An 18,778-nucleotide genomic window follows, 5' to 3' on the forward strand; every position below is an offset into this window, starting at 1 on the left:
GTTAGATGGGGGCCCGCCGCCGCGCAATCACCGGCTTCGTTCATTGCCGCGCTTGTGATGACGCGCCGATCCGGATCAGCGCGCCGGCGGCAAGCAGCACACCCGCCGAGATTACGAGCGACGCGTGCAGGCCGCTGATGAAGGCGGAGGACGTGCTGATCAGCGAGCCGAACAGCGCGACGCCGAGCACGCTGCCGGTCTGCCGGGTCGCATTGAGCACGCCGGCGGCGATGCCCGCGCGCTCCGGCGCCGCGCTGCCGAGCAGCGTCGACGTCAGCGGCGGCACCAGGAGGCCGAGGCCGCTGCTCATCGCGATCATCTGCAGGCAGAGCGCGAGATAGCTGGTGCCGCGGTCGATGCCGAGCGTTGCGAGGCAGCCGGCCGCGGTGATCACAGCGCCGAGCGTAATGGTTGCCGGCGCGCCGATCCGTTCGGCGACGCGCGGCGCGATCAGGTTGGCCGGCAGCACCGCGGCCAGCATCGGCACGAAAGCAAGCCCGGTCTCGAACGCCGACAGGCCGTTGACGCGCTGGAAGTAGAGGCTGAACACGAAGATCAGCCCGTAAAACGCGACGTTGACGAGCAGGCCGACCAGCGCGCTCAGCGCGAACAGCCGCTCGCCGAACAGCGACAGCGGCAGCATCGGCTGCGGCGCGCGCGCCTCGCGCCACACGAACAGCACCGCAAAGACCGCCGCCAGCACGAAGCCGGCCAGCACGAACGGACTGCTCCAGCCGAGCGCGCCGCCCTCGATCAGCGCGCCGGCCAAGGTGCCGAGCCCGGCGACCGCGGCGAGCTGGCCCGGCATATCGAGCTCGTGCTGGCGATGCCGTGTGGTCTCGCCGGCAAAGCGCCAGGCCAGCCACAGCCCGGCCAGGCCGATCGGCAGGTTGACCAGGAAGATCGCGCGCCAGCCGACCAGCGCGATCAGCGCGCCGCCGACGAGCGGGCCCGCGGTCAGCGCAAGGCTGGCGCCGGCGGCCCAGACGCCGACGGCGCGGCCGCGCGCCTTCTCGTCGGCATAGGCATGACGCAGCAGCGCCAGCGAGTTCGGCACCAGGATCGCCGCGGCCAGTCCCTGCACACAGCGCGCCGCGATCAGCGTCACCGCGTCCGGCGCCAGGGCACAGGCCAGCGAGGCCGCGGTGAAGATCGCAAAGCCCGCCATGAAGACGCGCTTGGCGCCGATGCGGTCGCCCAGCGCGCCCGCGGTCAGAATGAAGGCGGCAAAGGCGATGGTGTAGGCGCTGACCACCCATTGCAGCTCGGCAACGCCGCCGCCGAGCGAGCCGCCGATCGCATCGAGCGCGGTGTTGACGATGGTCACGTCGAGCTGCACCACGCCATAGCCGAGGCTCATCGCGGCAAGCGTCAATGTGGTCGCAAGCCCGCCGGGCGCCGCACGGAACGCAGCGGATTGATCCGGCACCGGCCGGAGGTTCGACGATGTCTGTTGCATGAGTTGATCCTCGCTTTGGCGACCAACGCGAGACATAGGCGTCCGCTCCGATATGACACTTCACTACAGATCGAAGTGTCATCGTGCGGCGTCGCGCGGGGCGTGCCGTCACGGCCCCTTGCGCGGCGTTTTGCCTCAATAGACCTAGGAATTGGCTCAAGGCGCGCTTGAGCCCTCCAAGACCGGCAGATGCCGGCATCGACTTGATGCTTTGGTAAACGCCGGTCACGGGGGACGGCGCCCCCTCGTGGATGCATATCGTCCATTCGCATAATGGCGTGCGGCCGCGGAGCGACGACATCATGGCAAAATCGGGGAAAACGCTGCTGAAACCTGCCGGAACAGCGCAACGTTCGCTGTATCCGCAGTATTGCGGGGTAATCGGCCACGACTCACAATCCGCAAGCGGAAACATATGTAGGCCGTATGACAATGAGGACGGACGGGAGACGAAGCTTGGCTTGTCAAGGGCTGCACAACGCGCCGATTTTGCCTTATGGGTCATCGCGCACGGTGCGTTTGCCCGTCGCCCGTCGCCGTCCGTGACCGGGTCCCATTGAAATCGCCGCCCCGCCGGGAGGATGAATGCATCGGCTGCTGACCACGCTCGGGCGTGGCTTCAAGGAAAAGATCGGCTGGAAACGGCTCGGGATCGCTGCCAGTCTGCTCATCATCGTGTTCGCGATCACGACGTTGGTCCGCACGCTGAAGGGCGTGGATACCGCCGTCATCCTGACCGCGCTGACCGACATCGCTTCGCACCGGATCGCGCTGGCGGCGCTGTGCGTGGTCGGGGCGTTCTGCACCCTGACCTTCTATGACTTCTTCGCGCTGCGCACGATCGGCAAGAACCATGTACCCTACCGCATCGCAGCGCTGTCCAGCTTCACCAGCTACACGATCGGCCACAATATCGGCGCCACGGTCTTCACCGGCGGCGCGATCCGCTTCCGGATCTACTCCGACTACGGCCTGACCGCGATCGACGTCGCCAAAATCTGCTTCCTGTCGGGGCTGACGTTCTGGCTCGGCAATCTGTTCGTGCTCGGGATCGGCATGGCCTGGCACCCCTCCGCGGCGTCGGCGATGGACCTGCTGCCGCCGGCGATGAACCGGCTGATCGCGATCGGCTGCCTGACCGGCATCGCCGCCTACTTCGTCTGGCTGCTGACCGGCGAGAAGCGCCGCGAGCTCGGCCAGAACGGCTGGAAGGTGATCCTGCCCTCGGCCCGGCTGACGCTGCTGCAGATCCTGATCGGCGTGGTCGATCTCGGCTTCTGCGCGCTCGCGATGTATTTGCTGATGCCGACCGAGCCGCATATCGACTTCGTCTCGCTGGCAGTGGTGTTCATCCTCGCCACCCTGCTCGGCTTCGCCAGCCACGCCCCCGGCTCGATCGGCGTGTTCGACGCCGCGATGCTGGTGGCGCTGCCGGAGTTCAGCAAGGAACAGCTGCTGGCGACACTGGTGGTGTTCCGCATCCTCTATTTCCTGATCCCGTTCGGGATTTCGATCTCGATCATGGGCATGCGCGAGCTGTGGCTCAACGTGGTGCAGCCCTGGCAGGAACGAAAGCGATTGAGCCAGGCCTGCACGGCCTCGGCGACCGTGCGGCAGCCGATCGAAAGCCGGCAGCAGCGGGTCCGGCGGATGAAAGGTTAATCGCGACGTTCCCGCCCGCTTGCTGCGGTTTTTCGATCCCTCAAGCCCCATTCTCTTATTTTCGCCGTACCGCTAACGTCAAACGCGCCATGCTTGGTCCTTTGGCTCGATTTTCGTTTCGTTTGACGGTCTGCGGTGTGCTGCTCTGCAGCGCGCTCACGGCAATGCTTGCCTCGGCCGCGCAAGCGCAGGACGCGCCGCTGCAGATCTCCTGGGAGGTCCGCAACCGCTTCCGCCTGTTCCGCGAGGAGCGCGACTTCCGCTTGCATGTTGAAAGCGAGCTCGGCCGCAGCGTGCTGGCCTCGGAGCAGGCGCTGGAAGTGCAGAGCGACGGCCGCGGCTGGGCGCGCAACATGGTCAACCGGCTCTGCATCGACCTACAGGGCCGGGTCAACGAGCCGTGCAACCGCGACAACGTCAAGGAAAGCTATCTGACGCCGATCGACCACCCGATCGTCGTCCGCCTCACCGGCGCGGTGCCGGTCGGCGCCACCTGCGCCTGGTCGTTCGACGACGGCGACGGGCCGCAAACCTCGACCTTCGACTGCAACGAGCCGATCAATCTGCGGGTCCGCTACGGCCGCACCACGGTCACAACCGTCGACGTCGCGAGCGGCGCCGCGGCCAACCAGCGCGTCACCACCGAGATCGCGGTGCGCGATGTCTTCATCGCCGGGCTCGGCGACAGCATCGCGTCCGGCGAGGGCAATCCGGACCGCGCGATCGCGCTGTCCGACGAGGGATTTTGCTTCCGCTCCTATCTCGGCGGCGCACAGTATTACCGGCCGAGCCGCGCCGGCTTCAAGGGCGGGCGGGCCTGCGAGGCGCCGGACACCCTGGCGAACTGGCAGCGTCACAGCGCGCTGTGGCTCAACTCGGCCTGCCACCGCTCGCTGTACAGCTACCAGACCCGCACCGCACTGGCGCTCGCCGTGCAATATCCGCACATCGCGGTGACCTATCTGCCGCTGGCCTGCACCGGCGCCACCATCGCCGACGGCCTGCTCGGCTCGCAGCAGGCCCGGGAGTGCCTGCCGACCAAGTCGGCCAGCAGCTGCTCGGGTTCCGTCAACGGCCAGATTGCCGAGCTGCGCACGGCGCTGGCGGCGGCCAAGCGCCGCCAGCCGGAGCGCACGCTCGACCTCGTGCTGCTGTCGATCGGCGCCAACGACATCTATTTCTCCGGCCTCGTCGCCAACGTCATCGTCGACACCCCGACCGAACGAACGCTGTTCAGCCAGGGCGGCTCGCTGGCCAGCGTCGAGGATGCGCGCTCGGAGCTGACCCGCGACCTGCCGTCCGGCTTCGCCAAGCTGCGCGAGGCGCTGAAGCCGCTGGTCGGCGGCGACCTCTCCCGCGTGATCTACACGGCCTACGCCAATCCGGCGCTGAGCAATGGCGGCACGCCCTGCCCCGGCGGCCGCGCCGGCTTCGAGATCCATCCCTCGTTCAACGCCGATCCGAAGCGGCTCGCCCAAGTCTCGAGCTTCGTGCAGAACGAGTTCCTGCCGCAGCTCAAGGGAATCGCGCAGTGCCAGTCCGGCATCATCTGCCGCGATCCGCAGACCGACCGCATGACCTTCGTCGATGCGCATCAGGACGCGTTCGCAAGCCACGGCTTCTGCGCGCGCGCCGCGAGTGATCCGGAATTCGACCGCGACTGCTTTGCGGCCAATGGCGACAGCTTCGTCTCCGACATCGTCGCCGCCGCCAGCCAGCCGCTGAAATGCGGCCGCAGCGCCGGCGAGTACCGCCCCTATTTGCCGCGGGCGCGCTGGATCCGCGACGCCAATGACAGCTATTTTTCGGCGATGACCTATCCGCAGGGCCTGCCATCCTCGATGCAGCCGAGCGATATCCACGACGCGACCTGGGGCATCCTGTCGGCGGTCTATGGCGGCGCGGTGCATCCGAGCGCCGAGGGACACGCGGCGATGGCCGATGCCGTGGTGCCGGCCGCAGCCAGCCTGCTGCAACTCGACACGGCCGTGGGCGAGATCACCTCGCAGCCGGTCATGCCGCTGCAGCTCTCGCCGCAGCAGCGGTAGAACCCGAAATCCATTCAATCGCAGTCACTTGGATGCCCGCGCAAGTTGCAAGCGAGGCACAACTGCCATTGGATGAATTCCGGCGAACCTGTCCCCGGCACAATATTGATCCGGATCGCCGCCAACAGGCGACGTGCATCTTGCGTTCGACGTGCCGCGAGTGGTCAACTCCATGATCACTCCTCCTGTTGGGGACAGGCATGATGTTCAGGACGATTGCGATAGTGGTTGGCTTGGGACTGGCACTTTCCGCTACGGCGGAGGCACAGACCCCGCGCAAGGGCGGCACCATCAGAATGACGGCGCCCTACGGTTCAAGCTTCACCAGCATGGACATTCATACCTCGCCGCGTGCCCAGGACGAGATCTACGCCAAGGCGCTGCACCGGTCGCTCTACATCTGGAACTCCGCCGAAGGCAAACCGGTGCTGGAGCTTGCCAAGGAGGACATCGTCTCCGACGGCGGTCTCGTTCACACCTTCAAGCTGCGCGACGACGTCTACTTCCACCATGGCCGCAAAATGACGGCCGACGACATCATCTGGACCTACAATCGCATCGTCGACGGCAGCAAAGCGTATCCCGGCGCGCGCTTCGTCCGCGTCATCGAGGGTGCCGCCGCAGTCGAGAAGGGCCAGGCCAAGGAAATCTCCGGCCTGAAGAAGATCGACGACTTCACGCTGAAAATGAAGCTGACCGAGAAGGTCGACCCCGGCTTCTACTTCTTCAACGCCATCACCTCGATCTACCCCGCCGACGAAGCCGCCAAGGAGAGCTTCATCCAGAAGCCGATCGGGCTCGGACCGTTCAAGTTCGTCGAGCACGTGCCGGGCTCGCGCGTGGTGCTGGAGCGCTGGGAGAAGTTTTACAAACCCGGCAAGCCCTATGCCGACAAGATCGTGGTGTCGCTGATGGCCGAAGCCGCAGCGCGCGACGTCGCCTTCCGCAACAAGGAGATCGACACCTCGGTGCTCGGGCCCGCGCAGTACCTCGCCTATCAGGCCGACCCCGCCCTGAAGAGCAGCATCGTCGAAGTCGCCGAAGTCTTCACCCGCTACATGGGAATGAACCCCTCGTTCAAGCCGTTCGCCGACAAGCGGGTCCGGCAGGCGATCAACCATGCGATCGATGCCGATCTGATCATCAACAAGCTGGTCAAGGGCAAGGCCTATCGCGCCACAAGCTGGCTGCCGCTGACCTCGCCCGCTTACGACAAGACCATGAAGCCCTACGCCTTCGATCCCGCCAAGGCGAAGCAGCTGCTGGCGGACGCCGGCTATCCCAGCGGCTTCGAATTCGAGTGGACCACCAGCCAGAATGAAAGCTGGGGCTTGCCGATCGTCGAGGCCATCATCCCGATGCTGGACAGAGTGGGCATCAAGGTGAAGGTCAAGCAGGTCGAGACCGCGGTGCTGGCGGAGGTCATCCGCAAGGGCGAATTCCAGGCCTACATCTATTCCCAGGCGACCGGCCCGGATCCCCAGGCCGCGCTGAAATGCTTCCACTCGTCGACGCCGCAATCGGCCTGCAACTACATGAGCTTCAAGAACCCCGACTTCGACAAGCTCCTCGATCAGGCCGGACAGGCTGACGATGGCGAAAAACGCATCGAGCTGCTGCAAAAGGCCAACGCGCTGCTGCAGGAAGAGGCGCCGGTCTGGTTCTTCAACTACAACAAGGCGGTGATGGCGGTGCAGCCCTGGCTCAAGGGCATTCAGCTGAACGCGACCGAGCTGACCCATCAGAACGTCGAAGACCTCTGGGTCGACGAGACCTCGCCGGCGAAGTGACAGGCTCTCGCCCTGCCTCGATCGCACGCGCGATCGAGACAGGGAGGAACAGTTCCGATGCTCTCCTTCCTGATCCGTCGCATCCTGCAGACCGTTCCGATCGTGCTGGCCGTCGTGCTGGTGATCTTCGTGCTGTTCAGCGTCGTTCCGGGCAGCATCGCATCGACCGCCGATGACGGCCGAGGTCCGACCGATCCGCAGGTGGTGGAGCGCATGAAAAAACAGCTCGGCCTCGACGATCCCGTCTACATCAGGTTCGGCAAATACATTGCGAGCCTCGCCCAAGGCGATTTCGGCACTTCGTTCCGCACCCGCGAGCCGGTCACGACCATGATCGCCAAGCGGATGTGGCCGACGCTGCAGTTGATCTTCGCCGCCATCGTTTTTGCGATCGTGATCGGCGTCCCGCTCGGCTTCATTGCCGCGCTGCGGCCGGGGGGCGTCGTCGACACCATCTCGATGGTCGTCGCGGTGTCGGGCCTCTCGATCGCAAAATTCTGGCTCGGCCTGCTCTTGATGTACGTGTTTGCGCTGAAGCTCGGCTGGCTGCCGAGCTTTGGCTATGGCGATGGCGGACTCAAATACCTGATCCTGCCAGCCGTCTCACTCGGGGTCTCGCCGATGGCGCTGCTGGCGCGGACGACGCGGGCAGCGGTGCTCGAGATCATGACCGCGGATTTCGTGCGGACCGCGCGCTCGAAGGGCATGAGCGAGACCCGCGTGGTGCAGTGGCACGTGATGCGCAACGCGCTGGTCCTCATCCTCACCACGGTCGGCCTGCAGTTCGGCGCGCTGATGGGACAGGCGGTCGTCGTCGAAAAACTGTTCTCCTGGCCGGGCATCGGCTCGCTGCTGGTCGACAGCGTGCTGCAGCGCGACATCCCCGCCGTTCAGGGCTCCATTCTCGTCGTGGTGCTGTTCTTCCTGGCGATCAACACATTGATCGACGTGCTCTATGGCGTGATCGATCCCAGGATCAGATACGCATGAGCGTCGGTCGGCTTGATCACGCCTGGGTACGACGGATTGCGCCGCCTGGCGCGGCGGAGCGGCCACGATGAAGCTCGGAACCAGTCTCATCATCGGCGGATTATTGTTTGCGCTGGCGATTGTCGTCGGCCTGCTCGCGCCCTGGCTGGCGCACACCGATCCCGTGATGGACGCCAATTTGATGAATGCGGAGGAACCGCCGAGCTGGCTCTGGTGGTTCGGCACCGACGCGCAGGGCCGCGATATCTACTCCCGTGTCGTCTACGGCGCGCGCATCTCGCTGACGGTCGGCATCGTCTCGCAGCTGGTCAACAGCGTGATCGGCGTGACACTGGGCCTGAGCGCGGGCTATTTTGGCGGCTGGTGGGACGACATCGTCAATGGGCTGACCAACCTCATGCTCGCGATCCCCTCGCTGATCTTCGCGCTGGCGATCATGGCGGTCCTTGGACCCGGCCTGACCAGCCTCTTGATCGCGCTCGGGCTGACCAACTGGTCGTTCACCTGCCGGATCGCGCGGGCCTCGACGCTGTCGCTGAAGAGCCAGGGCTATGTGCAGGCGGCCAGGGTGCTCGGTTATGGCGATCTGCGCATCATGATCACGCAGCTTTTGCCGAACATGCTCGGGCCCATCATCGTGATCGGCACGCTCGGCATGGGCAGCGCGGTGCTGGCCGAAGCCTCGCTCTCGTTCCTCGGCCTCGGCATCCGGCCGCCCTTTCCAAGCTGGGGCAGCATGCTGTCGGAGGCGCGCGACCAGATCACCACGGCGCCCTGGCTGTCGGTTTTCCCGGGCCTTGCCATCTTCCTCACCGTGCTCGGCCTCAATCTGCTCGGCGACGGCCTGCGTGACATTCTCGATCCACAGTCGCGGAGCCGGCGCACATGACGACCGCTCCGCTGATCGAAGTCGAAGACCTGCGCATCGATCTCGACAGCGGATCGAGCCGCGTTGCGGCGGTCGAGGACGTTTCGTTCCGCATCGAGCGCGGCGAGACATTCGGCCTGGTCGGCGAATCCGGCTGCGGCAAGAGCATCACCGCGCTCGCGCTGATCGGCCTGCTGCGCCGGCCGCTGTCGGTCGCCTCCGGCGCCATCCGGTTCGAGGGCCGCGAGATTCAGCGCCTTTCCGCGGCCGAGCAGCGCGACCTGCGCGGCGACCGCATTGCCATGATCTTCCAGGAGCCGATGACGGCGCTCAATCCGGTCTCGCCGGTCGGCCGGCAGATCGCGGAGATGTACGTGCTGCACAAGGGCAAGAGCTGGCGCGAAGCCAACCAGCTCGCCGTCGAGGCGCTGGCGAGCGTCCGCGTCCCCGCGCCGGAGCGACGGGTCAACGACTACCCGCACCAGCTTTCCGGCGGCATGCGCCAGCGCGTGATGATCGCGATCGCGCTGGCCTGCGGGCCGGATCTGCTGATCGCCGACGAGCCGACCACCGCGCTCGACGTGACGGTGCAGGCGGAAATCATCGAGCTGATGCGCAATCTGTGCGCCGAGCGCGGCACAGCCATCCTGATGATCAGCCACGACCTCGGCCTGGTCGCCAATGTCTGCCGCCGCGTCGCCGTGATGTATGCCGGCCGCATCGTCGAGCAGCGCCGCTCGGACGAGATCTTCCGCGCCTGCGCGCATCCCTATACGCAGGGCCTGGTCGACTCGCTGCCGCGGCTGGGGACGCGCGCCGCACATGGCCGCAGCAGGCTCAGGGAGATCGCGGGCGTGGTGCCGGCGATCGCGGACTTCCCGAGCGGCTGCCGCTTCAATCCGCGTTGCGCGCAGGCGACCGAGATTTGCCGGACCACCGCGCCGGAGACGACCTGGCTCGATGCAGGCGGCCTCGTCAGGTGCCACCACCATGCATGAAGCTGCTATCAGGCCCGGCGACGACGTGATCCTCAGCGTCGAGGACCTCGCGGTGCATTTTCCGATCGGCGGTGGCCTGCTCGGTCGCGGCCAGCGGCTGCTCCGCGCGGTCGACGGCGTCGATCTCGAGCTGAGGCGCGGCGAGTGCCTTGGCCTGGTCGGCGAATCCGGCTGCGGCAAGTCGACCGTGGCGCTGTCGCTGCTCGGGCTGCTGACGCCGACGCGCGGTCGCATCGTGCTGGACGGGCGGCCGGTGAGCGGCAAGCAATCCGGCGATCGCAAGGCGTTGGCCCGCATCGTCCAGATGGTGTTCCAGGATCCCTACGCCTCGCTCAATCCGCGGCAAACTGTTCGCCGCACGCTCGAGGATCCGCTGCGGCTGCACGGCGTGACGGCCAGGAGCGAGATCGACGGACGCCTCGAGGCCATGCTCAAGCATGTCGGCCTGCGGCCCGAGCAGGCCGGCCGCTACCCGCATGAATTCTCCGGCGGCCAGCGGCAGCGCATCGGCATCGCCCGCGCGCTGATCCTCAATCCCAAGATCGTCATCTGCGACGAGCCGGTCTCCGCGCTCGACGTCTCGATCCGCGCCCAGATCATCAATCTGCTGCTGGAGTTGAAGGAGACGCTCGGCCTCTCCTACATCATGATTAGCCACGACCTCGGCGTCGTCGAGCATATGAGCGACCGGGTCGCGGTGATGTATCTCGGCCGCATTGTCGAGACCGGCGGCTGGCGCGAAATCTTCGAGCGGCCGGCACACCCCTACACGCGCACGCTGATATCAGCGATTCCCGATCCGCTGCGCCGCGCCCCGCTCGCGACGACGAAGGGCGAGCTTCCCAACCCGCTCAATCCGCCGGATGGATGCGCGTTCGCTCCACGCTGCCGTCATGCCGAAGCGGTGTGTCAGCGCGCGCCGGTGCCGCCACTGGAAACGCGTCCCGACGGACACGCGGTGCGATGCTGGCGCGCTGACGACATCGCCGGTGAAGCCTTCGCCGACGCCGCCCTCACCTAGTGCCGACGACGCTACGCGCGCGTCGAAGCAAGCTTTGGCGCGAGAGAGGCGCAATTCGAACCGGGATGAGAGGACCTAGGTACTCATGAAACTGGGACGTCCGCTTTCGGGTGCGAAGCGGACATGCGACTTGACTTCGGCAATATCGTCTTGTCACCCATAGCGGACTTAACGACCCAAGCCATCGTCGGCGGGCGTAGAGCTATTTCAGGTGGCCTCAAGCACACCAATTAATCCGTTACTGGGATAGCTTATCTCTCCGGGCGTCCAGCCGGCCAGCCGTAGCAGATCGTTGTATTCGGTTTGCGAACGCTCCCTTCCTTTGCCCCAGACCATCATGTGAATATCGAACAGCTTGGATAGGTGAGCCGCATCGGGCCCCGGCACGATATGCTCGATGATGTACAGCCGCGCACCGACTTTCGCGGCCTTACGCACGTTGGAGAGTATCCTCACGCAGTCGCTGTCCGACCAGTCGTGCAGGATCATCTTTAAGCTGTAAGCATCGGCCTTCGGGACTGCCGTAAACATGTCTCCGCCGACATAGGAGCAGCGACCCTCGACCCCGAGCCTCTCGGCCCATGGTTCGCCGCGGTCCGCAATCACATCAGGCAGATCGAAGACCACTCCCGACATGTGTGGAAATTCACGCAGGACCGAGCATGTTAGATGGCCATGGCCGCCGCCGATATCGCAGAACGTCGAGATTGAACTTGGTGCACGCTGTCGCAGGACGGCAATCGCGAGAGCCGACTGCACTTCCGAATAGCTCGACATACCCATCCTGAAGCGGCTGGCATAATCGGCGTCCCGCCGGGCGTGTTCGAAGGCTCCGTAGCCGAACTCGCGCTCGAACGCGTCCTGCTTCCCGTCCCGCACAACGTCCGGCAAATGCGACCATATGGCGTAATGTTGCGGACCCTCGGCAAGCCGCGCCATGTGCTTCAGGGAAGGTTTGGCGTCGTCGCGCAACAGAGCCCCCGTGGCGCTCAACATGAAGCATCGTTTGTGATCTTCAATCAGCAGGCCAAGCGCTGCCTGGGCGCGCATCAGGCGATACAGGAGGTCCGGGGCGAGTCTCAGGGTGTCCGCCAGCTCTGTCGGCGATATCCAACGATCGGATTGGATGTGGTCGAAAATGCCAAGCTCTGCGCCGGCATAGAGGATTTGGCTCCGCCAACGTCCGAAGATAAGGTTCATGACCTGCTCGACAGCATCGCCCATGGGCGCCTCCCGCTCGCTTTGTGCGCAGACAGTAGAGCCTCGCCGAACACCGGACATTACTGTAATCTTCGATCGTTCTTTGTTTTGCTTTCATTTTTCCTTCGGATCGCTCAGGTCAGATGTCCGGGACAACCTATTCCTTCGCGGGATTTACCATCGATACCAGGCTGCGCGAGCTCACGCAGGGCGGCCGCACCATTTCCATCGAGCCCAGCGTTTTCGATCTGCTGGTCCATCTCATAGTTAATAGGCAGCGGGTCGTTTCGCGAGATGAGCTGCTCAGATCCGTCTGGCAGGGCCGCTTCGTTTCCGACTCCACGATTGCCGGACGCATCAATGCGGCGCGCCAGGCCGTTGCCGACACTGGCAAGCAGCAGCACATCATCCGGACCTATGCCAAGAACGGCTTTCGCTTCGTGGCGCAAGTCACCGTTTCCGAAGTGCCGGCCGGACAGCCGCCGCCAGCGATCGGACCTCCCAAGCCGATTGTGTCCTTCGTTGAGGTGAGGGACGGTACGAGGCTTGCCACAACGGTCGTCGGCAGCGGCCCAGTGCTCGTTCGCGCCGCCCATTGGTACAATCATATCGAGGCCGAATGGGACAATCCGCTGACTGCGCCCTTGCTTCACGAGTTGGCCGGGCACTTCAGGCTAGTGCTCTATGACGGTCGGGGCGCCGGCCTGTCGGACCGTGACGTGAAAGACATGTCGTTTGCGAATTATGTCAGCGATCTGACGGACGTCGTTGATACGTTGCAGCTCAGGCGTTTCGCGTTGCTTGGTATGTCGGGCGGGGCAGCAACCTCCATAGCTTTCACTTGTGAGGAACCAAAGCGCGTCACGCGGCTGGCGCTTCATGGTGGGTATGCGGAGGGGCGGAACGAGCGTGCATCATCGCAAACAGAGGCTGAAGCCCAGGCATTTCTCACGATGATACGCTCCGCCTGGAACAGGCTGGATGCCCCATTCTGGCGCGCATTCTGCTCGTTCTTCCTGCCCAGGGCCACGCCGGAGCAGCTTCGGCTATTCAGCGACCTCCACTCGAAGGCCCTGTCGCTCCAGAGCGGCATCATGGCGCGAACGGCCGTTGATGCAATTAATGTGCGCCCACTACTCGATAAAGTCACAGTCCCCACCATGATTTCCCACTGCGTCAATGATCAGCTTGTTCCATTCGAGCAGGGACGTCTGCTGGCGAGGGCGATCAAAAACGCCGTGCTTGTGCCACTCGAAAGCGAAAACCATTTGCCGGTGTTCGAGGAAGATGCGGCCAAGCTCTGGTCCCGCGAGCTGGTGTCGTTCCTGTCGCAGCAATAGCGGGCTGGAGAGGCGCATGTCCGGTATTGGCCGTAGCCGAAGGTCCACTCGTTCGTCAGCAGGTCAGCTCATTTGGACGGAGCGGACACTGCGCGGTTGGCCGGAATCGACGGCTTGTGACCCAAACCGGACTTCCTTCTCAACGCAGCTGGTCGCAATCAGTCGTTCCTGGTTTGAGTGTGAATAAGCCTCGAACATTGCCTCCTCCATCGTTCGTGGAATCAACGCGTAGATCGGCCTTGAGACGCCGCGCCGATCACCGTAGAGTTGAAGTCCTGCAAACCAGCGACGAGTTGCCAGCCGGTGACGTCATCATGAGCATGGGTTTAGACCGCAAGGCGCAGGTACGCCGGACGACGCCGCCGTCGGAAAGTGTCGTTGCGAGCTGGTACGAGAACGCCAGTTTGCTCGATAGCTACAGCATTGACTTGCGTGCATCGGAACAGTCGAGCATGCGCGAGCTGGCGACGCGGACACTGGTCAATCCACCCGCGTGGCAAAAGGCGTTGATCGCGCTGCGCGACGCCATGGTGACGCCCTTCGGCATCAAAACCTCCGATACCGTCAGGACGTCCCCGGACAGCCTTGAACGGGTGGACTTCTTCCCGGTGCACTGGGAGGGCAAGGACGAAATCGTGCTCGGTGCGGATGACCGACACCTCGACTTCCGGCTATCTCTGCTCCGACCTCATTCTCCGATAGGCACGTTGCTGATCGCGACAACCGTTGTGCATACCCACAATGCCCTGGGCTTCACCTATCTCAACGCGATCAGGCCTTTTCATCACCTCGTGGTCAGGGCCAACCTGGCACGCTGTGCGCAAACACAACTGCAGTAGAGCTGCAGAAACCTCGAACTTCGAAAAAAGACTCGGCGATCAAGGGGCGGCACGGACCGAACGGCGGAGGAAGGGCGATGGGCAGCGCGCGACCTTTGATGGCGGCAATCGGCATCTCGTTGTTCATTGCCGCAGGGTTTCCGGCCCGGCAGACCGCAGCACAGCAAGCCACGGCATCGACGGCGGAAACACTCGCCAGGCTCTCGGCGACAGTCGCCGAACAATACCCGTCGGCCAGGGCGCTGGTGCTGGCGCGCGGCAACTGCGTCCTTCATGAATATTACGCCTCCAGTCCGCCCGATGCGCAATGGCCCGTGTATTCGGTGACGAAGAGCGTGTTGTCCATTCTCGTCGGCATTGCCATCGACAAGGGCTTGTTGCGACTGGACCAGAAGCTGCCCGAGCTGGTTGCCGAAGCGACGGAAGGGACCATCGATCCGCGCGCCGCCGATATCACGCTGCGCGACCTCTTGACGATGTCGTCGGGCTTCGCTCCGCACCAGATGGCGGAGGTATCGGGCGTCTGGAATTCCAGCGTCTGGATGATCGGGCGCACGGTCACGCACCCGCCGGGCACGCATTTTGACTACGACAATGAGGGGACCAATCTGATCGCGATCATCCTGAGGCGTGCGGTCGGCGGTAACATTGCGGAGTTTGCGAAGAATCAACTCTTCGCCCCGCTGCAGATCGATCACTATCAGTGGGCTGTCGATGCGAACGGAAACCTGCCCGGATTTAGCGGACTGCGATTGACCGGCAGGGACATGGCGAAGATCGGCCTGCTTTATCTTCAGCAAGGCCGGTGGCGGGAGCGGCAGGTGGTCTCGCAGGCCTGGGTCCTCGATTCCACGCGCAAGCACAGCGACGGCGGCGAGCCGGCCAACGCCCCCTACGGATACCTGTGGTGGACAAAGCAAATAGGCGACGGCTCGCCGGCCTACTTTGCTGCCGGATTTCAGAGCCAGCTCATTTTGAACCTTCCGGACCGCAACCTCGTGATCGCGCTGGCATCCGGCTCCACCCTTCCCGGAGGGGTCGCGAAGCTCATCAACGAGGTTGTGCTGCCCGCGGAGGCGGCGCTGCCGGCGGGCGCCGCGTGCGTCGGGCGCCTGGATCAGTGACGGCCTAGCGCTTTTTCGGCACCGGCACCGGCGCGGGTGCAGGTGCGGCTGGTGCGGGCGGCTTCGCTGCGACCGCCTGCGGCGGTAGATATTTGGCGACCACTGCGGGATCGACCTGGGCCATCGCAGTATCCGGCAGCCGGGTCCAGACCTCATCCTTGCCGAACAGCGAGATGCCGAGATAGCCGCGCAAGGTCAGCGTCTGGCCGTCGGCGCTGAGCGTCATCTTGGCCTTGTAGACCTTGCCATCGCGCGGATCGAGCACGTTGCCGTTCTCGTATTTCAGTCCGTCGCGCTTCATGTCGCGGATGAAGGACAGTCCGAGCCAGGGCGCGTTCTTGCGATCGTCGGTGCACTTCGAGCAGATCGGATTGGGAGATTCGCCGGGTTCGGAAAATATCTTGGCGAACGCACCCTCGAAGACGCCGTTATGGTCGACGATCAGAAACCAGCCGCTGGTCTTGCCGTCCTCGACCTTCTGCCAGAGACCGGCAGCCGACGACAGATCGACCGCCGAGGCCGAGAGCGGGGCCGCGACCACCAACGCCGTCGCGATCGCGAAGATCAGCCGAAGTCTGGATAGCGTCGTCCGCATCGTCATCACCTGATCAATCGACCACCGAAGTCGAAGTTTACGGCCATTTCGCAGCCCGTTCCAGTGCCTGCGCCACGCCGTAAATATCCGGTGGCGCACGCCTTGGTCTCAATTCCGCTCGATTCAGTTCACTCCCAGCTTCTTCTGCAAGCTCGATGACGAAGTCGTGTACTGGAACACCAGCCGCTTGTCCGGATAGACGTAGCGGTGCGCCTTCTGCGCCATCAATGCGCCCTCATGGAAGCCGGAGAGGATCAGCTTCAGCTTGCCCGGATAGGTGTTGATGTCGCCGATGGCGAAGATGCCCGGCACGTTGGTCTCGAATGCTGCGGTGTCGACCGGCACCAGATTGTTCTCCAGCGCAACGCCCCAGTTCGCGACCGGGCCGAGCTTCATGGTGAGCCCGAAGAACGGCAGCATGGTGTCGCAATCGACCTTGCTCATCGCATTGTCGTTGCCCTTGACGTGGGCCCCGGCGAGCTTGCCGCCCGCGCCTTCGAGCGCGGTGACCTGACCGATCCGCAGATCCATCTTGCCGTCGGCGACCAGCGCGCGCATCTGCTCGACGCTGTGCGGCGCCGCGCGGAAATCGTCGCGCCGGTGCAGCAGCGTGATGCGCTTGGCGATCGGATGCAGGTTGAGCGTCCAGTCCAGCGCGGAGTCGCCGCCGCCGACGATCAGGATGCTCTTGTCGCGGAACTGCTCCATCTTGCGCACGGCGTAGAACACCGAAGAGCCCTCATAGGCCTCGATGCCCGGCACCGGCGGCCGCTTCGGCTGGAACGAGCCGCCGCCGGCGGAGATCACCACGACCTTGCACTCGAACTCCTTGCCGGCATCGGTCTTCACCCGGAACAAGGGATCGCCGATCTTCTCGATCGTCTCTACCATCTCGTTGAGATGGAACGTCGGGTTGAACGGCTTGACCTGTTCCAGCAGCTGATCGGTGAGGCCCTGGCCGGTGACGAAGGGAATGCCGGGGATGTCGTAGATCGGCTTCTCCGGATAGAGCTCGGCACACTGGCCGCCGATCTTGTCGAGGATGTCGACCAGATGCGTCTTCATGTCGAGCAGGCCCAGTTCGAACACGGCGAACAGTCCGCAGGGGCCCGCGCCAATAATCAGCACATCGGTTTTGATCGCTTCGCTCATATCCGCTTCTTTTCAGTTGAAATCGGCCGGACGGCTCCTCGCCTGTCCAGCCGGAGGGGGTGCCGGATTGGCATGCATAATAGGGACAGAGGCTGGCGCGGCAACCCCTTGCCGAGGCTGAACAAGTCGGCTGTATGGGCGGGAAACCGACGGAGATCCCCCTCGTGAACGCCCCTGTCCGTGCCGACGACACGCTGCGCCTGGAAGACTTCCCCTATCGCCTTTCGGACAATGTGCGGTTTGCCGATCTCGATCCCAACGGGCACGTCAACAACGCGGTCTATACCAGCTATTTCGAGACCGGCCGCGTCACGCTGGTGAAGGACCGCAGCAACGGGCTGCTGCCGCCGGGATTGGGCTGGATCATGGTGCGGCTCGACATCCATTTCCGCGCCGAGTTGCACTGGCCGGGCCAGATCGAGCTCGGGCTCGGCCTCGTGAAATTCGGGAGGACGTCGACCACCTTCGATCAGGTGGTGTTCTCTGAAGGCAGATGCGTGGCGTCGGCGAAGGCGGTCACCGTCATGATCGACGAAGCCACCCGCAAGCCGACGCCGCTGCCGGCCGAGGTCAAGGAGAATTTTCGGCGCTGGGTTCGCCGCGGCGTCAACCCTGACGGGGATTAGGCCTGACGCTCCGGCGTCGACACGGTGAGACCGTCGAGTTCGTCGGTGACCTTGATCTGGCAGGACAGCCGCGAGTTCGGCCGCACGTCGAAGCCGAAGTCGAGCATGTCCTCTTCCATCGGCGAGGGCGCGCCGACCTTCTCGCGCCAGGCTTCATCGACATAGACGTGGCAGGTCGCACATGCGCAGGCGCCGCCGCATTCGGCCTCAATGCCGGGAATGGCGTTGCGGATCGCCCCTTCCATGACGGTCGCGCCGTTCTCGATCTCAACAGTGCGCTTCTCGCCGGAATGGTCGATAAAGTGGATTTTGGCCATGATTGCTCGTGGTGCCGGAATAAGCCGGACGATGGATGGAAAGGTCCCGGCAGTCCTATAACGGGTCGACCAGCACAGCGCTAGCGCCCGAGACCGAAAACCTGCCGGCCGGTTCGGACAGGTCGGGAGACCGTCCGTGGGGGCCGCTGAAAGGTCGCTAGCGGCGCAGAATCAGTTCGATCGCGGTGCGGGCTTCCGCAATGGCGGCGCCTAGCGCGGCGAGCGGCTGGGCGGGGTCGGAACCGCCGGACAGCGCGGTTTCCAGCTTTGCCGCGGCATCGGCCACGGCAAAAGCCCCGATCGCGCGCGCCGACCCCTTCAGGGTGTGGGCATGGCTGGCCGCCTCGGCCGGCAACGCCGCGAGCTCGCCGAGGATCCGGGCCGACTGGGCCGAGAACATGGTCAGGACCTCGCGTTCCAGGGCGGGGTCGCCGAGCGTCATGCGCTTGAGATGGTCGATATCGATCGGACCGTCGCCCGGCGCCAAGGGCGGCGATTGCGTCCATTCAACCCGTTCGGCATGAAGCGGCATGAGCTGTCCCCGTCGCGCGCCGGGCGACGTGCCGGAGCGGATTGTTGAGGCCAGCCAATCACGAAACTGGTTAACGGATTGTTGTCGGGATCATCTGCAAATCTGCCCGATTTTGGACAATATCCGGACACAATCGGCGGCTTATGGCGGGAATTTCGAGTACCCATAAGGCCTTATGGCGCAAAGCTGTTAACGATGATTAAGAAAGTATTAATCG

The 18,778-nt window shown here is 64.4% G+C and carries 17 protein-coding genes; 11 read left to right on the forward strand and 6 right to left on the reverse strand.

The genetic code is table 11. The features are described from left to right. Positions 1-40: 40 nt before the first annotated feature. Entirely contained in the window at positions 41-1,459 is a 1,419-nt protein-coding gene (locus XH93_RS28555; protein ID WP_194470033.1) for an MFS transporter, read from the reverse strand. Between the two features lie 585 nt (positions 1,460-2,044). Between XH93_RS28555 and XH93_RS28560 the strand changes: the two genes are divergently transcribed. The 7 genes from XH93_RS28560 to XH93_RS28590 all read left to right on the forward strand — a co-directional run bounded on the left by XH93_RS28560 (position 2,045) and on the right by XH93_RS28590 (position 10,836). After that, the gene (locus XH93_RS28560) at positions 2,045-3,121 is read left to right on the forward strand and encodes a YbhN family protein (RefSeq protein WP_194470034.1); all 1,077 of its coding nucleotides are present in this window, start codon (positions 2,045-2,047) and stop codon (positions 3,119-3,121) included. 164 nt (positions 3,122-3,285) lie between these two features. Continuing rightward, positions 3,286-5,169 (forward strand): hypothetical protein, encoded by a 1,884-nt coding sequence (locus XH93_RS28565; protein WP_246799320.1) that lies wholly within the window; start codon positions 3,286-3,288, stop codon positions 5,167-5,169. 200 nt (positions 5,170-5,369) lie between these two features. Then, positions 5,370-6,959, forward strand: a complete 1,590-nt coding sequence (locus XH93_RS28570) for an ABC transporter substrate-binding protein (protein WP_194470036.1) — start codon at positions 5,370-5,372, stop codon at positions 6,957-6,959. Between the two features lie 57 nt (positions 6,960-7,016). Beyond that, entirely contained in the window at positions 7,017-7,949 is a 933-nt protein-coding gene (locus XH93_RS28575) for an ABC transporter permease (RefSeq protein ID WP_194470037.1), read from the forward strand. Between the two features lie 67 nt (positions 7,950-8,016). Continuing rightward, on the forward strand, positions 8,017-8,838 hold the full coding sequence (locus tag XH93_RS28580; protein ID WP_139863329.1) for an ABC transporter permease: 822 nt from the start codon (positions 8,017-8,019) through the stop codon (positions 8,836-8,838). Further along, complete coding sequence (locus XH93_RS28585; protein ID WP_194470038.1) at positions 8,835-9,815, forward strand: ABC transporter ATP-binding protein; 981 nt, start codon at positions 8,835-8,837, stop codon at positions 9,813-9,815. The genes XH93_RS28580 and XH93_RS28585 overlap by 4 nt, the downstream gene beginning before the upstream one ends. Next, entirely contained in the window at positions 9,808-10,836 is a 1,029-nt protein-coding gene (locus XH93_RS28590) for an ABC transporter ATP-binding protein (protein ID WP_194470039.1), read from the forward strand. Before XH93_RS28585 ends, XH93_RS28590 begins: the two co-directional genes overlap by 8 nt. 207 nt (positions 10,837-11,043) lie before the next feature. Here the strand turns inward: XH93_RS28590 and XH93_RS28595 are convergent, their stop codons facing one another. Next, positions 11,044-12,060, reverse strand: coding sequence for a methyltransferase (locus XH93_RS28595; RefSeq protein WP_194470040.1), 1,017 nt, complete (start codon positions 12,058-12,060; stop codon positions 11,044-11,046). Positions 12,061-12,179: 119 nt separating this feature from the next. Between XH93_RS28595 and XH93_RS28600 the strand changes: the two genes are divergently transcribed. The 3 genes from XH93_RS28600 to XH93_RS28610 all read left to right on the forward strand — a co-directional run bounded on the left by XH93_RS28600 (position 12,180) and on the right by XH93_RS28610 (position 15,339). Continuing rightward, positions 12,180-13,376 (forward strand): alpha/beta fold hydrolase, encoded by a 1,197-nt coding sequence (locus XH93_RS28600; protein ID WP_194470041.1) that lies wholly within the window; start codon positions 12,180-12,182, stop codon positions 13,374-13,376. A gap of 239 nt (positions 13,377-13,615) precedes the next feature. Beyond that, entirely contained in the window at positions 13,616-14,215 is a 600-nt protein-coding gene (locus XH93_RS28605; RefSeq protein ID WP_194470042.1) for a DUF2867 domain-containing protein, read from the forward strand. A gap of 77 nt (positions 14,216-14,292) precedes the next feature. After that, positions 14,293-15,339 (forward strand): serine hydrolase, encoded by a 1,047-nt coding sequence (locus tag XH93_RS28610; protein WP_194470043.1) that lies wholly within the window; start codon positions 14,293-14,295, stop codon positions 15,337-15,339. A gap of 4 nt (positions 15,340-15,343) precedes the next feature. Here the strand turns inward: XH93_RS28610 and XH93_RS28615 are convergent, their stop codons facing one another. Then, positions 15,344-15,934, reverse strand: coding sequence for a DUF2147 domain-containing protein (locus XH93_RS28615; RefSeq protein ID WP_194475364.1), 591 nt, complete (start codon positions 15,932-15,934; stop codon positions 15,344-15,346). Between the two features lie 123 nt (positions 15,935-16,057). After that, positions 16,058-17,086, reverse strand: coding sequence for an NAD(P)/FAD-dependent oxidoreductase (locus XH93_RS28620; RefSeq protein ID WP_139863321.1), 1,029 nt, complete (start codon positions 17,084-17,086; stop codon positions 16,058-16,060). A gap of 164 nt (positions 17,087-17,250) precedes the next feature. Between XH93_RS28620 and XH93_RS28625 the strand changes: the two genes are divergently transcribed. Next, positions 17,251-17,712: a thioesterase family protein gene (locus XH93_RS28625; protein ID WP_194470044.1), complete on the forward strand. Its 462-nt coding sequence runs from the start codon at positions 17,251-17,253 to the stop codon at positions 17,710-17,712. Here XH93_RS28625 and XH93_RS28630 read toward each other — a convergent pair. Together XH93_RS28630 and XH93_RS28635 are read right to left on the reverse strand one after the other, a co-directional pair. Then, positions 17,709-18,029 (reverse strand): 2Fe-2S iron-sulfur cluster-binding protein, encoded by a 321-nt coding sequence (locus XH93_RS28630; RefSeq protein WP_139485185.1) that lies wholly within the window; start codon positions 18,027-18,029, stop codon positions 17,709-17,711. The genes XH93_RS28625 and XH93_RS28630 overlap by 4 nt on opposite strands. Before the next feature lie 157 nt (positions 18,030-18,186). Further along, positions 18,187-18,561 carry an Hpt domain-containing protein gene (locus XH93_RS28635; protein WP_194470045.1) on the reverse strand — a complete coding sequence of 125 codons (375 nt, stop codon included), beginning with the start codon at positions 18,559-18,561 and terminating at the stop codon, positions 18,187-18,189. Positions 18,562-18,778 lie beyond the last annotated feature (217 nt).

It is taken from the genome of Bradyrhizobium sp. CCBAU 51753 (assembly GCF_015291565.1).
GTDB lineage: Bacteria > Pseudomonadota > Alphaproteobacteria > Rhizobiales > Xanthobacteraceae > Bradyrhizobium > Bradyrhizobium ivorense.